Annotated in this window: 16 protein-coding genes; 13 read left to right on the top strand and 3 right to left on the bottom strand. The window is 71.4% G+C overall.

Annotated features, from left to right (window positions below; all coding sequences use genetic code 11):
- Positions 1-17 precede the first annotated feature (17 nt).
- Both AB0F40_RS03110 and AB0F40_RS03115 read right to left on the bottom strand, forming a co-directional pair.
- Complete coding sequence (locus AB0F40_RS03110) at positions 18-716, bottom strand: response regulator (RefSeq protein WP_357464011.1); 699 nt, start codon at positions 714-716, stop codon at positions 18-20.
- On the bottom strand, positions 713-2,047 hold the full coding sequence (locus AB0F40_RS03115; RefSeq protein WP_357464014.1) for an ATP-binding protein: 1,335 nt from the start codon (positions 2,045-2,047) through the stop codon (positions 713-715). Before AB0F40_RS03115 ends, AB0F40_RS03110 begins: the two co-directional genes overlap by 4 nt.
- Positions 2,048-2,243: 196 nt before the next feature.
- Here AB0F40_RS03115 and AB0F40_RS03120 point away from each other — a divergent pair, with 196 nt between their 5' ends.
- The 6 genes from AB0F40_RS03120 to AB0F40_RS03145 all read left to right on the top strand — a co-directional run bounded on the left by AB0F40_RS03120 (position 2,244) and on the right by AB0F40_RS03145 (position 7,594).
- Positions 2,244-3,245, top strand: coding sequence for a tripartite tricarboxylate transporter substrate-binding protein (locus tag AB0F40_RS03120; RefSeq protein ID WP_357464017.1), 1,002 nt, complete (start codon positions 2,244-2,246; stop codon positions 3,243-3,245).
- Positions 3,242-3,847, top strand: coding sequence for a tripartite tricarboxylate transporter TctB family protein (locus AB0F40_RS03125; protein WP_357464020.1), 606 nt, complete (start codon positions 3,242-3,244; stop codon positions 3,845-3,847). Before AB0F40_RS03120 ends, AB0F40_RS03125 begins: the two co-directional genes overlap by 4 nt.
- Positions 3,840-5,342, top strand: a complete 1,503-nt coding sequence (locus AB0F40_RS03130) for a tripartite tricarboxylate transporter permease (protein WP_357464023.1) — start codon at positions 3,840-3,842, stop codon at positions 5,340-5,342. Before AB0F40_RS03125 ends, AB0F40_RS03130 begins: the two co-directional genes overlap by 8 nt.
- Before the next feature lie 10 nt (positions 5,343-5,352).
- Positions 5,353-6,129 (top strand): SDR family oxidoreductase, encoded by a 777-nt coding sequence (locus AB0F40_RS03135; protein ID WP_357464026.1) that lies wholly within the window; start codon positions 5,353-5,355, stop codon positions 6,127-6,129.
- A gap of 65 nt (positions 6,130-6,194) precedes the next feature.
- A complete protein-coding gene (gene pyrE, locus AB0F40_RS03140; protein WP_357464029.1) occupies positions 6,195-6,770 on the top strand; it encodes an orotate phosphoribosyltransferase in 576 nt (191 codons plus the stop codon).
- A 95-nt stretch (positions 6,771-6,865) separates the two neighbouring features.
- Complete coding sequence (locus AB0F40_RS03145) at positions 6,866-7,594, top strand: hypothetical protein (RefSeq protein WP_357464032.1); 729 nt, start codon at positions 6,866-6,868, stop codon at positions 7,592-7,594.
- A 43-nt stretch (positions 7,595-7,637) separates the two neighbouring features.
- Here AB0F40_RS03145 and AB0F40_RS03150 read toward each other — a convergent pair whose 3' ends face one another.
- Complete coding sequence (locus AB0F40_RS03150) at positions 7,638-8,414, bottom strand: HAD-IIA family hydrolase (protein ID WP_253872463.1); 777 nt, start codon at positions 8,412-8,414, stop codon at positions 7,638-7,640.
- 37 nt (positions 8,415-8,451) lie between these two features.
- On the opposite strand from AB0F40_RS03150, the gene AB0F40_RS03155 reads away from it, so the two are divergent.
- The 7 genes from AB0F40_RS03155 (at position 8,452) to fbaA (ending at position 14,726) form a co-directional block, all read left to right on the top strand.
- Positions 8,452-9,117, top strand: coding sequence for a TrmH family RNA methyltransferase (locus AB0F40_RS03155; protein WP_357464037.1), 666 nt, complete (start codon positions 8,452-8,454; stop codon positions 9,115-9,117).
- Positions 9,118-9,213: 96 nt separating this feature from the next.
- Complete coding sequence (locus AB0F40_RS03160; RefSeq protein ID WP_357464040.1) at positions 9,214-9,759, top strand: hypothetical protein; 546 nt, start codon at positions 9,214-9,216, stop codon at positions 9,757-9,759.
- 3 nt (positions 9,760-9,762) lie between these two features.
- Positions 9,763-10,866, top strand: a complete 1,104-nt coding sequence (locus tag AB0F40_RS03165; protein ID WP_357464043.1) for an amidoligase family protein — start codon at positions 9,763-9,765, stop codon at positions 10,864-10,866.
- Complete coding sequence (locus tag AB0F40_RS03170) at positions 10,863-11,456, top strand: SigE family RNA polymerase sigma factor (RefSeq protein ID WP_357464046.1); 594 nt, start codon at positions 10,863-10,865, stop codon at positions 11,454-11,456. The genes AB0F40_RS03165 and AB0F40_RS03170 overlap by 4 nt, the downstream gene beginning before the upstream one ends.
- Positions 11,453-12,160 carry a hypothetical protein gene (locus tag AB0F40_RS03175; protein ID WP_357464049.1) on the top strand — a complete coding sequence of 236 codons (708 nt, stop codon included), beginning with the start codon at positions 11,453-11,455 and terminating at the stop codon, positions 12,158-12,160. The genes AB0F40_RS03170 and AB0F40_RS03175 overlap by 4 nt, the downstream gene beginning before the upstream one ends.
- 121 nt (positions 12,161-12,281) lie before the next feature.
- Positions 12,282-13,529: an MFS transporter gene (locus AB0F40_RS03180; protein WP_357464052.1), complete on the top strand. Its 1,248-nt coding sequence runs from the start codon at positions 12,282-12,284 to the stop codon at positions 13,527-13,529.
- A 177-nt stretch (positions 13,530-13,706) separates the two neighbouring features.
- Complete coding sequence (fbaA, locus tag AB0F40_RS03185) at positions 13,707-14,726, top strand: class II fructose-bisphosphate aldolase (protein WP_357464055.1); 1,020 nt, start codon at positions 13,707-13,709, stop codon at positions 14,724-14,726.
- Positions 14,727-14,843: the final 117 nt, after the last annotated feature.

Consider the following 14,843-nt stretch of genomic DNA (forward strand, 5'->3'; position numbering starts at 1 on the left):
CCTTCCTGGCTCCGCTCTCACGTCGGCCGGTAGCGGTTCTCCGGGCGGCCCGTCGCCCCGTAGCGCGGGCTGACCTGAGCGTGTCCCTCGGCGACCAGGTGCTCCAGGTAGCGGCGAGCACTCACGCGTGACATCCCGACCGCCTCGGCGACCTCGGCCGCCGACGCGTCCCTGACGCTGCCCGCGTCTGCGCACAGCCGGCCCAGTGCCTCGTGGACCAGGGTGCGGCTCCGCTCGGAGAGTCCCTTCGGGGGCAGGGTCGTGGCCGACCGCGGACCGGCGAGGAGCTGGTCCACCTCGTCCTGGCCGAGCGTGTCCTGGGCCCGCCGCACGTCCTCGCGCCGCTCCCACACCTCGTCCAGCCGTTCGCGCAGGGCGGCGGCTGTGAAGGGCTTGACCAGGTAGGCGACGACGCCGCCCGCCATGGCCTGGCGCACGCTGTCGAGCTCGCGGGCAGCGGTGGTGGCGACGACGTCGACGGGCGGGCCGGGCAGCAGCCGCAGCCGGCGGAGCACGTCGAGCCCACCGATGTCCGGCAGGTGCAGGTCGAGCAGCACCAGGTCGGGCCGCAACGCGGCTGCCAGCCGCAGCGCGTCCGCGCCGTTCCGGGCCTCGCCCACCACGACGAACCGGGGATGGCTCTCCACGAAGCCCCGGTGGACGACGGCGACGGCAGGGTCGTCCTCGACGAGGAGCGTCCGCGCGCGCTCCGTCATGGTGCCACCTCCCCGGCTCCGACCCCGGCCGCCCGGAAGCGCCCGCCCGACGCCGGCACCGGGACCGGCAGCTCGACGGTCATCCGCGCCCCGCCGAGGTCACCGGTCCCGATGGCCACCTCGCCGTCGCGCCGGTCCACCACCCGTCTGACCAGGGCAAGGCCGATGCCGCGGCTGTGCTCCCGGTCGCCGGGCACCTTCGTGGAGAACCCGGCCTTGAAGACCTGGTGGTGCAGGTGGCTGGGCACACCGGGGCCGTCGTCGTCGACCTGCAGGCGCAGGTGCGTGCCATCGGAGGCCAGCAGCACCCGGACCCGCCCGTCGGGCGCCGTCGCGTCGACCGCGTTGTCGATCAGGTTCCCGAGCACGATGAGCGCGTCCGTGTGCAGCGACGAGGCGTCCGGCGTGGCCGGGGCGTCGAGGGCGGACGCGTCGTCGACATCGAGGAGCACGCCACGCTCGCGCGCCGTGACTGCCTTGACCAGGAGCAGCGCCGCGAGCTCTGGGGACCGCACGCCCGGCGCGACCGCCGCCGAGGTGAGCAGCCCCCCATAGCCCGACCGCTCGATGAACGCGACGGCCTCCTCGGTGCGGCCCAGCTCCAGCAGCCCCGAGATCACGTGCACCGTGTTGGCGAACTCGTGCGACTGGGAGCGCAGGGCGTCGGTGAGGCCGCGGGTCTCCAGCAGACCGGCGATGTCCTCGGGCTCGAGCAGGTAGATGCGACGGCGCACCAGGCGGGTCACCCACGCCGCGCAGAGCACGCCGACCACCGCGGCGGCCGCGAGCGAGCCGAGCAGCCAGCCCCGGTCGTCGGTCAGGTCGGCGCGCAGCTCGGACTCGAGGATCCCGACGCTGGCGGTGCCGATGACGGGCGCGGTCGAGGCGTCGTCGGCCGCGTCCCCGTAGACGGGCACCTTGACGCGCCACGACGTGCCGAGCGTGCCGGTCTGCGTGCCCGTCCACACCCGCCCCGACAGGGGTACGGAGGGGTCGGTCGAGACCCGCCGCCCGATCTGCTCGGGTACGGGATGGGAGTATCGGATGCCGTCGTCGTCGGTGACGACCACGTAGGTCACCTCGGACGCCTCACGGATGACCTCGGCGATCGGCTGGATCGTGGCGGAGGGGTCGGCGTCGTCGAACGCGTCCTGGATGGCGGGCAGCCGCGCCACCGACTGTGCCACCCCTGCCATCCGGTCGACGTAGGCGTCGCGGAGCTGGCGCTCCTGCAGGGCCGAGGCCACGAACCCGGTGGTGCACACGAGCACGAGCACGATCACGACCTGCAGCACCAGCAGTTGCGCCCGGAGCGTCATCGCTCTTCTCACGGACGCCAGTGTGCACCGGTTGGCGGCAAGTGCGGTAGCCGAGCGCCGCGACCGAAACGACCACAACCTTCGTTGCGACCACAACCAGGCCCCCGAGGCGGGCGCTCCCTACGCTCACGCCGAGGTGGGACCCAGGGCCGTCGACGCAGCCGGCTCCGGGTACCCGCATCCGCCGCATCCACTCAAAGGAGAAGACATGCGCATCATGCGAACCGGGGCTGCCCCGGTCGGAATCGTCCTCGCACTGGCCCTGGCCGGCTGCTCCGCCCTGGAAGCCGGCGGTGGCGGCAGCGACGCCGCCATCGACGAGCTCAGCATCGTGGTCCCGGCGGGCCCGGGCGGCGGCTGGGACCAGACCGGCCGCGCCATGCAGGCCAACATGCAGGACGAGGGCCTGGTCGGTACCGCGACGGTGACCAACGTCGACGGCGCGGGCGGCACGGTCGGCCTGGCGAACATCGCCAACGCCTCCGACCCGAACACCCTCCTCGTGATGGGCCTGGTCATGGTGGGGGCCGTGGAGACCAACCAGTCGCAGGCACGGATCGAGCACACCACCCCGATCGCGCGCCTCACCGAGGAGCAGGAGGTCATCGTGGTTCCGGCGGAGTCGCCGTACGAGACCATCGACGACCTCGTGGCCGACATCGAGAAGAACGGCAAGGACGTGTCCATCACCGGCGGGTCCGCGGGCGGTACCGACCACATCCTCGCCGGGATGCTGCTCAAGGCCGCGGGGATGCCGCCGTCGAACATCGGGAGCAAGCTCAACTACATCGCCTACTCCGGTGGCGGCGAGTCCCTGGCAGCGCTGCTCGGCAACAACGTCAACGCGGGCATCTCGGGCATCAGCGAGTACGCGGAGCAGGTCGAGGCCGGCGAGCTGCGGGCGCTCGCGGTGTCCGGCGAGGAGCGCGTCGACGCTCTCCCGGACACGCCGACCCTCACCGAGGCCGGGTACGACGTCGTCCTGACGAACTGGCGCGGTGTGGTCGCGCCCGGAAACATCGAGGACGAGGATCGGGAGGCGCTGACCACCGCTGTCACGAAGCTCGCCGAGTCCGACGCGTGGCAGGCCACGCTCGAGGAGAAGGACTGGGACGACGCGTTCCTCGCCGGTGAGGAGTTCGACACCTACCTCGAGGGCAACATCGCGGAGTCCTTGACGGTGCTCAAGGACATCGGTCTCATCCGGTGAGGCCCGACGGCGCGGCGCCCGAGGCGCCCATAGCACCTGGTGAACCGACGGACGAGGCGGGACCTCCGCCGTCGGACGCCCTGGAGCCGGGGGCGGCACAGAAGCCGCGCCGCCGGTGGGGCGAGCTCGTGCTGGCCCTCGCCACGACGGCGCTCGGCACGTACGTCCTCGTGGCCGCCGGGAGCATCACCGTCCCTGGTTCGACCAACACGCTGGGACCGCGCGCCTTTCCCTACCTGGTGGGCGGCATGCTCGTCGTCGCGGGAGTGGTGCTGGTCTTCCTGGTCCTGAGCGGCCGGGCCGGCGAGGAGGAGGGCGGCGAGGATGTCGACCCGAACGTCCGGACCGACTGGCTGACCGTGGTGCTGATCGTGGCCATCCTGGTCGTCCACGTGTTCGCCATCAACGTCATCGGGTGGCCGTTCGCCGCCGCGATCCTGTTCGCGGGCGCCGCGGTAGTCCTCGGCGCGCGTCCCTGGTGGCGCGCCGCCGTGGCCGGGCTCGTGCTGGGCCTGGTCATCCAAGTGATCTTCGGCGGGCTGCTGGGGCTCTCGCTCCCGGCCGGCCCGCTCCTGGAAGGGGTGCCGTTCCTCCGTGGATAACTTCTCCGCCCTGCTCGACGGGTTCTCCACCGTCCTGCACCCCACCTACCTGCTGTGGGCGCTGTTCGGCGTGTTCATCGGGACGGCGGTCGGTGTGCTGCCGGGCATCGGCCCGGCCATGACGATCGCTCTGCTCCTGCCGCTGACCTACTCCCTCGAGCCGACGGCGGCGATCATCGTCTTCGCCGGCATCTACTACGGCGGCATGTACGGCGGGTCGACGACGTCGATCCTGCTCAACACACCCGGCGAGTCCGCCTCGATCGTGACGGCGATCGAGGGCAACAAGATGGCGCGCGCCGGGAGGGGCGCGGCGGCGCTCGCCACCGCAGCCATCGGCTCGTTCGTGGCGGGGTCCCTCGCCACGGTGGCGCTCACCTTCCTTGCGCCCGTGATCGCCCGCTGGGCGGTCCAGCTCGGCGAGCCGGACTACTTCGCCCTCATGGTGGTCGCGTTCATCACCGTGGGCGCCCTGCTCGGCTCGTCGGTCCCGCGCGGCCTCGCCGCGCTGTCCCTCGGCCTCTTCCTCGGGCTGGTCGGCACGGACACCTTGACCGGCCAGCAGCGCTTCACGTTCGGCGTGCCCAACCTGGCGGACGGGATCGACGTCGTGATCGTCGCCGTCGGCCTGTTCGCCGTCGGTGAGGCCCTGTACGTGGGTTCCCGGATGCGGCACGGCCCGATCAAGGTGATCCCGATCGAGAAGGGCTGGCGCTCCTGGATGAAGCGCGACGACTGGCGGCGCTCCTGGAAGCCGTGGCTGCGCGGCGCCGCCATCGGTTTCCCGGTGGGCACCATCCCGGCCGGCGGTGCCGACGTCGCGACGTTCCTCTCCTATGCCTCCGAGCGCAAGCTCGCCGGCAAGGAACGGCGCAAGCAGTTCGGCAAGGGTGCCATCGAGGGCGTCGCCGGCCCGGAGGCCGCGAACAACGCCGCGTCGGCGGGTGTGCTGGTCCCCCTGCTCACCCTCGGCCTGCCCACGACGGCGACCGCGGCCATCATCATCGTCGCGTTCCAGTCCTACGGGATCCAGCCCGGCCCGCTCCTGCTGCAGAACGAGTCCACGCTCGTATGGGCGCTGATCGCGAGCCTGTACATCGGCAACGTCATGCTGGTGGTGCTGAACCTGCCGCTCGTGGGCATGTGGGTACGCGTGCTGCGCATCCCGCGGCACTACCTCTACGCGGGCATCATCCTGTTCGGCGCGCTCGGCTCGTACGCGCTGAACTTCTCGCCCGTCGACGTGCTGCTGCTGGTGCTGATCGGCCTCGCGGGGTTCTTCATGCGGCGGTACGGATACCCGGTGGCGCCCCTGGTGGTGGGCATGATCCTCGGCCCGATGGCGGAGGACCGGCTGCGCCGTTCGCTCGCGATCAGCCAGGGCGACCTGACCTACCTCGTGAGCAGCCCCTTCGCCGCGAGCGCGTACGTGGCGATCGTGGTGCTGCTGGCCGTGGGCATCTGGCTGAAGCGCCGGGAGCGCGCGGAGGCCTAGGCTCACCCGCATGGGTACAGCACTGATCACCGGAGGCTCCGCCGGCCTGGGGCTCGAGTTCGCGCGGCAGCTCGCGGCGCGCGAGCACGACCTCGTGCTGGTGGCGCGCAACGAGGACCGGCTGAACGAGGTCGCCGAGGAGCTCCGCTCCGCCCACCGTGTGGCGGTCGAGGTGCTCCCGGCGGACCTCTCGGTGCCCGACGACGTCGCGCGGGTCGCCAAGCGGCTCGCCCTCGTCGGCGGCCGGCCCGAGGACGGCGGGGCGCGGCCCGTCGGGCTGCTCGTCAACAACGCGGGCTTCGCCACCGGGGCGCGCTTCGCGACGGGCCGGGTCACGACGGAGCGCCGCGGGATCGACGTCATGGTGCGGGCGGTCGTGGAGCTGACGCACGCCGCCGTCGGGCAGATGCTCGAACGCGACCAGGGGGCGATCCTCAACGTCGGTTCGGTCGCCGCACTCACCGCGGGCGGCACGTACGCCGCGGCCAAGGCGTACGTGCGGACCTTCACCGAGTCCCTGGCGGTCGAGCTCAAGGGCACGGGTGTGACGGCCACGCTGCTGTCCCCCGGGTTCACGCACACCGAGTTCCACGAGCGGGCCGGCATCCCCGAGTCGGCGATCCCGGGCTGGGGCTGGCTCGACGCCGAGTACGTGGTCCGGACGGCCCTGGCGGACGTGCGCGGCGGCGTCGTGCTGTCCACGCCGTCGGTGCGCTACAAGCTGGCCGCCGCGGTGCTGCGGTCGGCGCCCCGCTGGGCTGTCCGCGCCGTCGGCAAGTACCGCTGACGAGCCGGCGTCCGCGCCTCGGGCCGGCGTCCGCGCGCACACTGGCGCCACGTATTCTTGCCACCGTGAACTCTGACTTCTCCCCGACCCCGCGCGAGCAGCTGGCCGAGCTCATCAAGGAGCTCGCCGTGGTGCACGGCAGGGTGACCCTGTCCTCCGGGCGGGAGGCCGACTACTACGTCGACCTGCGCCGCATCACGCTGCACCACCGGGCCGCCCCGCTCGTGGGCCACGTGCTCCTGGACCACCTCGAGGAGGCAGGGCTCGGGACCGCGGAGATCGACGCCGTCGGCGGCCTCACGCTGGGCGCGGACCCGATCGCGGACGCGCTGCTGCACGCCGCGGCCTCGCGGGGCCAGGACCTGGACGCGTTCGTGGTGCGCAAGGCGGCGAAGACGCACGGTATGCAGCGCCAGATCGAGGGCCCGGACATCGCGGGTCGCAAGGTGGTCGTCGTGGAGGACACCACCACCACCGGCGGGTCCCCGATCGCGGCGATCGAGGCAGTCCGGGCCGCCGGCGCGGAGGTGCTGGGCGTGGCCACGATCGTGGACCGGGCGACCGGCGCGGGCGAGAAGATCGAGGCCCTCGGCGTGCCGTACCACTACCTCTACGACCTGCAGGACCTCGGACTCTCCTGAACTGAGCCTGGAGGCCTCTCCAATACCGTAATCCGGGCGTCTCGATATCACTTCCTGTGAAGACTTTTGCCTGACCCTACTGTATCTTTAGATTCATGGGGCCATTTGTCGCTTTAGTCCTGCTCGTTGCCGGCGTAGTGACCTTCACCGTTGCCGCGGCACGGGTGATGAGGCGCGGCCGTTCGCAAGACGTCGCCCAGTGGGCAGAGGCGAACGGCTGGGAGTACGTGGGCAAGGACCCGACGCTCGCCCAGCGGTGGAGCGGGCGGCCCTTCGGCATCGGCCTCGACCGGGTGGCCCGCGACGTCCTGCGCGGCAACGTGGACGGCCACGACATCGTCTCGTTCACCTATACCTGGCGCGCGGGCACGCCCGGTGCGGAATCGCGCCGCCGGGGCTTCCGCCGCACGGCGCACGTCGTCGCGCTCGACGCGCTGCCCGGCGAACCGGTGGTCGACCTGTCGCCAGAGGGCATCCGGGAGAAGTGGCAGAAGCTCTTCGGCGCCCAGGACGTCCAGATCGACAACCCCGCGTTCGACGGGCAGTGGCTCGTGCGGACCTCCGACGAGTTCTTCGCGCGCAGGGCTCTCGACGCACGCCTGGCGAACATCGTGATGCTGCCCGACTTCCACGGTTCCCGGCTCCGGATCGAGGGGCCGTCGATCCTGCTGTGGCGGCCCGGCCGCACCGACGTCACGACCCTGACCGAGCGGGCCCAGCGGGTCGCGGACGTCGCGCGGATCGTGCTGCCCATGGAGAAGGGCGGCCCGCGCTTCGAGTCGGGCGGGACGATCGACGGCTTCGGGATCCCCGGGCTGACCTGAGCCCGCCTGAGCCCGCCTGAGCCCGCTCGGCCCGGGCGGCGGATCAGACGAGGTCGGCGATGTCCGCTATCGAGTTCACCACGTGGCTGGGGCGGAACGGGTACTTCTCGACCTCGTCGGCTGACGTCGAACCCGTGAGCACCAGGAACGTCTCCAGGCCCGCCTCCATGCCCCCCAGGATGTCCGTGTCCATGCGGTCGCCCACCATGGCCGTCGACTCCGAGTGGGCGCCGATCAGGTTGAGCGCGGACCGGAACAGGACCGGGTTCGGCTTGCCCACGTAGTAGGGCTGACGGCCGGTCGCCGCCGCGATCATCGCGGCCACGGACCCGGCGGCAGGCAGCACGCCTTCTTGCGACGGGCCGGTGACGTCCGGGTTGGTGCAGATGAACCGGGCGCCGCCGACGATCAGCCGGATGGCCTTGGTGATGGCCTCGAACGAGTACGTCCGTGTCTCGCCGAGCACCACGTAGTCCGGGTCGGACTCGGTGAGGGTGAAGCCGGCCTGGTGCAGCGCCGTCGTCAGACCGGCCTCGCCGATCGCGTACGCGCTGCCGTTCGGGATCTGGTCCGCGACGAACTGAGCGGTGGCCAGGGCCGACGTCCAGATGTTCTGCTCCGGCACGTCGATCCCGCTGTAGGCGAGCCGGGCACGCAGGTCGCGTGGCGTGAAGATCGAGTTGTTCGTCAGGACGAGGAACGGCAGGTCCTTGTCCCGCAGGGCCTTGATGAACTCGGGGCCGCCAGGGAGTGCCGTCCCCTCGTGCACCAGCACGCCGTCCATGTCAGTGAGCCAGGCTTCGGTGGTCCGCTCGATCATGGGCGTCAGCCTAACGCCCGGGTCGTAGGCTTCCTGCGTGACCAAGCAACCGGCGGTCGAGCCTGTCCAACCGGCGGTCGAGCCTGTCGAGACCCAGGTCGGCGTCGGGCCCTGGTCCGGCCCACCGCCCGACGACCCGCGTTACGACCCGGACCTCCTCGCCGACGGCGACCGCCGAAACGTGGCGGACCAGTACCGGTACTGGTCCGTCGAGGCCATAGTCGCCGATCTGGACACGCGCAGGCACCCCTTCCACGTGGCCATCGAGAACTGGGCGCACGACCTCAACATCGGCTCGGTGGTCCGCACCGCCAACGCGTTCAACGCGGCAGGCGTGCACATCGTGGGCCGACGCCGCTGGAACCGCCGCGGCGCGATGGTCACCGACCGGTACCTGCACGTGACGCACCATCCGGACGCGACGGCGCTGGCCGGTTGGGCAGCCCCGGCCGAGCCGGCCGCCGGGCGCCTGCCGATCATCGGCATCGACAACGTGCCCGGCTCCGTGCCGATCGAGGGGTACGCGCTCCCGCGCAGGTGCGTCCTGCTGTTCGGCCAGGAGTCCACCGGCCTGACGGCGGAGGCGCAGGCCGCGTGCGACGTCGTCCTGCACATCACGCAGTACGGCTCGACCCGCTCGATCAACGCGGGTGCAGCGGCTGCCATAGCGATGCATGCGTGGGCGATGCAGCACGCGGAGTAGGCAGACCGTCGAAAGTCGTGGCGGCAGCGACTCCACACCAGGCGGTCGGGCGGCGTCTTAAGGGGGCAAGCAATTCCCACGTACCTGGAGGTCCACGTGACCAGCAACACCAGCACCGTCCGCTCCAAGGCCTTCCGTATCACCGCGATCGGCGTCGCAGCAACGGGCCTGTGCATCGCCGGCGCCGGGGTGGCCGCCGCGGCCAACCCGACCTCGGCCTTCGGCCAGGTCGTCGGCACCACTGTGCACGCCGTCGGCGTCGACTGGTCCGACATGCCCGCTGGCTACACCCAGGCGCAGTACGAGGCGTTCTGGGGCGCCGGCTTCACCTCCGCGGACCAGGCTGCGCTCGGAGAGCTCTGGTCGCTCGACGCCACCGAGACCAAGTCCCAGGCCGGCCAGATGGTGCTCGACGGCGAGGAGCTCCCGTTCGCACCCGGTACGCACGCGGAGCCCGAGCTGCCGGCGGACGACTCCGAGGCGATCCTGGCGTTCTTCGACGCCGGCTACACGTCCGAGGACGTCGAGGAGCTGAGCGACCTGTGGAACACCGAGTACGTGGAGACCAAGGCTCGCGCCGGCCAGATGGTGCTCGACGGCGAGGAGCTGCCCCTGGACCCGGCCACCTCGGCCGGTAGCTGACCTGTGCGCCCGGCACCACTGACGACTCGCCAGGAGGCGACCATCGACACCCTCACGTCGCGTATCGGCTTCGAGATCGAGCTGCTCGCACCCGCCGGCTCCGACCGGCAGGCGCTCGCGGACGCTGTCGCCGACCGCAGCGACGGCCGGGTGCACCGGTCGTTCCACACCGACAGCGAGCCGTCGCCGGTGCCGGGCGTCGGGGTGTTCCGGCACCTGTCTCCCGCGTTCGACGTGGTGGACGGTGCCGGCGCCCCTGTGGCGCGGTTCGTCGACGACATCACCCTCACGTCTGACCTGACCGGGACGACGGCCAGGAGCCGGCGTGGCTGGTACCGCGTGCTGTGCGACGAACCCCGCCTGCTGCGCCTGATCGAGCGGTGCACGGACCCCTACGCCGCACTGCCCGACGTCCTGGCCCCTGTCGCCGAGCTGTTCGGCACCCAGGTCGAGCTGCGGGGCGGGTCGGCGCGGGTGAACGACGCAACGGGCGCCACCATCGCCGTCGCGATGCCGCTGCCCGCGGGCCGGGAACGGCCCTGCGAGGTGATCACCCCGCCGATCGTCGGGGACCACGGCTGGATGCTCGACGAGCTGCTCACCCCCGCGCGGGACCTCGGGTTCACCGTTCCCGCAGAGGCCGCGGTCCACCTGCACCTGGACGGTGTGCCCTTCCGGCGGTCCGCGGCGTTCGCCAACCTGGTCCGGCTGTTCGGGCACTGGCGGGAGCCGCTGTGGGAGGCACTGGGGACCAACACGGCGTGCCGGCGCCTCGCGCCGCTGCCCGTCGAGCTGCTCCGGCTCGTGGAGCGTGGCGACCTGTCCTGGGCCGAGCTGAGCACTGCCGCGCGCGGGACCGGCCTGACGAAGTACGCCGACGTGAACCTCACGCAGCTGGTCGCCACGACCCCTGTCCGCGACACTGTCGAGGTGCGGATCCTGCCCGGCGCGCTCGACGCTTCCGACATCGTGCGGAGGGCAGCGCTGGTGGAGCGCCTGATGCGGCGCTGCCTCGACGACAGCCCGGTCCCGCGGCCCGGCGCAGATGCCGTGCACGACCCGGCAGGGGCGCTCCTGGCCCTGGCGGCGGCGGGTGTCGACCGATGACCGTCCGGCTGCCTGCCACCGACCCGAGCAGCGCACCGACACCACGGGTGGAGGCGCGGACGCCGGCGCCCCCGCACGGGGCCGCCTCGGCCCGGACGCTGGACGAGCTGGTGCGGACGCACCTGCCCGGGCTGATCCGCTACGCGACGGTGCTCGTCGGCGACCAGCACACCGCTGCGGACCTGGTCCAGGAGGTGCTGCTGCGTGCTCACCAGCGGTGGCGCCGGATCGCACTGACCGATCGCCCCGACCTGTATCTCCGGCGCATGGTCACCAACGAGCACCTGTCGTGGCGCCGTCGCTGGCACGTGCGGATGATCCAACCCACCGGTGACGAGGCGCTCGCCAGGCACGCGGGCGCCGCACGCGACCTGGCTGAGGGGCATGCGGAGAAGGACGCGATGTGGCAACGCCTCGCAGAGCTGCCTCCGCGGCAGCGCACCGTGCTCGTGCTGCGGTACTACGAAGGGCTGTCGGACGTCGAGACGGCGGCAGTGCTCGGCACCTCAGCGGCCACTGTTCGTTCCCACGCCTCGCGCGCCCTGGCCACTCTCCGGCGCACCGACCTGACCAACCTGGAGACGCGATGAACCAGCACCGCCCTGACCGTCCGCCGGTGCCCGGGCCCCGGCCGGCGGACGACACCGAGTACGACCAGCTCGCCGAGCAGATCGGTGCGGCCCTGCGTGCGCGCGAGCCCGATGCCGCCGATACCGCGGCAATCGCTCAGCAGATCGCTGCCACCATCGACACGGCGGCCGACGGCCGGAGCGGAGTCGTGACTCCGTTCGTCCGGCGCGCGGGAACGTTCGCGCTCACCGGCGTCGTCGCGTCGGCACTCGGCGTGGTCGGCGCGGGCGCCGCCGCGGCGGCCAACCCCTTCACGGGCTTCGCTGCCGCGGTCGACAGCGTTGCACACGCCGTCGGCGTCGACTGGTCCTCGATGCCCTCCGGCTACACGCGCGAGCAGTACGAGGCGTTCTGGGGCGCCGGGTTCACCGTCACGGACCAGGAGGAGCTGGAGGAGCTGTGGAACCTGGACTCGACCCAGACCAAGGCGCGCGCCGGCCAGGCGGTCCTCGACGGCGAGCAGCTCCCGTTCGAGCCTGGTACCCACTCCGGCCTGCCGGAGCCGACGAACGCGGAGCGTGCGGCGGCCATCGCGTTCCTCGAGGCCGGCTACACGTCCGAGGACGCCGAGCAGCTGGCCGAGCTGTGGCAGGTCGACATGGTCGAGGCGAAGTTTCGCGCAGGAGACATGCTGCTGAACGGCAAGACGCCGCCGCTGCCCTGACCCTGCGCCGCCGCTCGGAGTACGCCGCTGCTCGGAACGCGGCGATGGGCCGGTCCAGCTCGTAGAACGTTGCTTCCGGTCGGCAGCTCGGCCAGGATCGTCGGGTGGACCGGAGCATCGGATGAGTCAGGGACCCCTGACGCGGGATCGGAACTTCACGGTCTTCTGGGGTACCCAGACGCTTTCGGTGCTGGGTGATTCGTTCTCCGTGATCGCCTTCCCGCTGCTGATGCTGGAGGCCACCGGGTCGCTGCTGCAGATGGGCCTGCTGACGAGTGTCATGGCGGCCGGTTCGCTCTCGATGGGGCTGGTCGGCGGGGCGGTCGTCGACCGGTTCGACCGGCGTCGGCTCCTGATCGCCTGCGACGTGGCGCGCATGCTCCTCTTCGCGGCGGTCCCCGTCTGCTGGGCTCTCGAGCCGCAGGTCTGGTTGTTGTTCGCCGTCGCGGGTCTCGCTTCCGTGTTCGGTCAGCTGTTCCAGATCACCTACATCACGGCCGTGCCGAACCTCGTCGGCCGGGAGCGGGTGGCCGAGGCCAACAGCAAGCTCCAGGCCACGGCGTCGTTGGCCAGCATCGGCGGGCCCGCGCTCGCCGGGGTGGTCGCCGCGGCGTTCGGAGTCACCGCGGCGATCGCTCTGGACGCGGCGACGTTCGGCATCTCGGCGCTCGGGCTGGTCGCCGTCCGCCTGTCGAGGGTGGCGCCCGCCGCGCTGTCACCTGGCCGGTCGGGTCTCGGGCGTGACCTCCGGACGGGATTCGTCACGGGTGCGCGGTTCCTGTGGCGGCACCCGGTGCTGCGGGTGCTCACGATCTTCCTGACGATCACCACCTTCGTCACGCTCGGCCTGACGGACGTGATCATCTACCAGGTGCGCCACGGGCTCGGGCAGAGCGAGAACGTCGTCGGGTACGTGATGGCCGCGGCCGGGGCCGGCACGTGCGTGGCTGCGGTCCTGTCCGCCTGGCTGCGCGGGAAGTTCGGCTTCGGAGCCTGCTGGCTCACGGCCATGTCCCTGTCCGGTGCGGCGAGCGTGGTGCTCGCGCTGAGCCGCGACGTGTACGTCATCGGCGCTGCCGTCTTCGTGTTCTGGTTCGGGCTGATGCTGGCGGCGATCTGCTCCATGTCGCTGCGTCAGATAGTCACGCCCGATGCCCTGCTCGGGCGGGTCACCGCCGCCTTCTGGACCATCCATCACAGCCTGGCGCCTCTCGGCGCCGCCCTGCTCACCGCGGCGGCCGATCGCTTCGGCGCGACCGGTCCGCTGCTCGCCGTGGCGGCCATCTACGTGGCGGTGGTCGGCGTCGCCGTCTTCACCCCGATCCGCGACCGGAACCCGGAGGACCGACCGGTCGACACGGGGACCTGACCGTCCGGGGCCCTCCAACGGGCCCGGACGGATGAAGACCACAGTGTTTCGGCCGTTCGACTGTCGAACGGCCGCACACGGCTGCCTGTGGATCGTGGCAAGATCGAAGGTGCATACCCGGGCGGCCTTGGACACTCCTGCGACCGCCCATCTCACCAGTCGTTTGGAGTTTCGCAGATGCCCATCGCAACCCCTGAGGTCTACGCCGAGATGATCGACCGGGCGAAGGCCGGCAAGTTCGCCTACCCCGCGGTCAACATCACCTCGTCGCAGACCATCACAGCCGCGCTTCAGGGCTTTGCCGAGGCGGAGTCGGACGGCATCATCCAGGTCTCCGTGGGTGGCGCCGAGTACGCGTCGGGTTCGACGGTGAAGGACCGGGTCTCCGGCTCCCTCGCGCTGGCGGCGTACGCCCACGAGGTCGCCAAGGGCTACGGCGTCAACATCGCCATCCACACGGACCACTGCACGGCAGACAAGCTCGACTCCTGGGTCAAGCCGCTGCTCGCGATCGAGGCCGAGCAGGTGAAGAACGGCGGCCTGCCGACGTTCCAGTCGCACATGTTCGACGGCTCCACCGTGCCGATCGAGGAGAACCTCGTGATCGCGGCCGAGATGCTCGAGCTGTCGCAGGCGGCGCGCACGATCCTCGAGATCGAGATCGGCGTCGTCGGTGGCGAGGAGGACGGCCACACGGCCGAGATCAACGACAAGCTGTACACGACGCCCGAGGACGGCCTGGCCACGATCAAGGCGCTCGGCTCCGGCGAGAAGGGCCGTTACCTCACGGCCCTTACCTTCGGCAACGTGCACGGCGTCTACAAGCCGGGCTCGGTCAAGCTCCGCCCGGAGATCCTGCTCGACATCCAGAAGGCCGTCGGCGCGGAGATCGGCAAGGAGATGCCGTTCGACCTCGTGTTCCACGGTGGCTCGGGCTCGACGGCGGAGGAGATCGCCGCGGCGGTCGACAACGGCGTGATCAAGATGAACATCGACACCGACACCCAGTACGCGTTCACGCGTCCGGTCGTCAGCCACATGTTCAAGAACTACGACGGCGTGCTGAAGATCGACGGCGAGGTCGGCAACAAGAAGGCCTACGACCCACGCGCCTGGGGCAAGACGGCGGAGGCCGGCATGGCCGCCCGCATCGTCGAGGCCTGCCAGCAGCTCCGCTCGGCCGGCCACAAGATGTGAGTCGACAGCCGGTGTGATCGGTAAAAGGTCCGCCCCTCCGGGCTGGTCCTGTGCCTGGTCGACCGACTGGTCGTCCGGGCGGTCCTGCGTCAGGTAGATGGCCTTGGCGGCGTCGGC

This window comes from Promicromonospora sp. NPDC023987, from assembly GCF_040639055.1.
Lineage (GTDB): Bacteria > Actinomycetota > Actinomycetes > Actinomycetales > Cellulomonadaceae > Promicromonospora.

Coding starts and splice junctions, on each gene's coding strand:
- AB0F40_RS03110 (WP_357464011.1), bottom strand. CDS start 716: ATGACGGAGCGCGCGCGGACGCTCCTCGTCGAGGACGACCCTGCCGTC.
- AB0F40_RS03120 (WP_357464017.1), top strand. CDS start 2,244: ATGCGCATCATGCGAACCGGGGCTGCCCCGGTCGGAATCGTCCTCGCA.
- AB0F40_RS03135 (WP_357464026.1), top strand. CDS start 5,353: ATGGGTACAGCACTGATCACCGGAGGCTCCGCCGGCCTGGGGCTCGAG.
- AB0F40_RS03145 (WP_357464032.1), top strand. CDS start 6,866: ATGGGGCCATTTGTCGCTTTAGTCCTGCTCGTTGCCGGCGTAGTGACC.
- AB0F40_RS03150 (WP_253872463.1), bottom strand. CDS start 8,414: ATGATCGAGCGGACCACCGAAGCCTGGCTCACTGACATGGACGGCGTG.
- AB0F40_RS03170 (WP_357464046.1), top strand. CDS start 10,863: ATGACCGTCCGGCTGCCTGCCACCGACCCGAGCAGCGCACCGACACCA.
- AB0F40_RS03175 (WP_357464049.1), top strand. CDS start 11,453: ATGAACCAGCACCGCCCTGACCGTCCGCCGGTGCCCGGGCCCCGGCCG.
- AB0F40_RS03180 (WP_357464052.1), top strand. CDS start 12,282: ATGAGTCAGGGACCCCTGACGCGGGATCGGAACTTCACGGTCTTCTGG.
- fbaA (WP_357464055.1), top strand. CDS start 13,707: ATGCCCATCGCAACCCCTGAGGTCTACGCCGAGATGATCGACCGGGCG.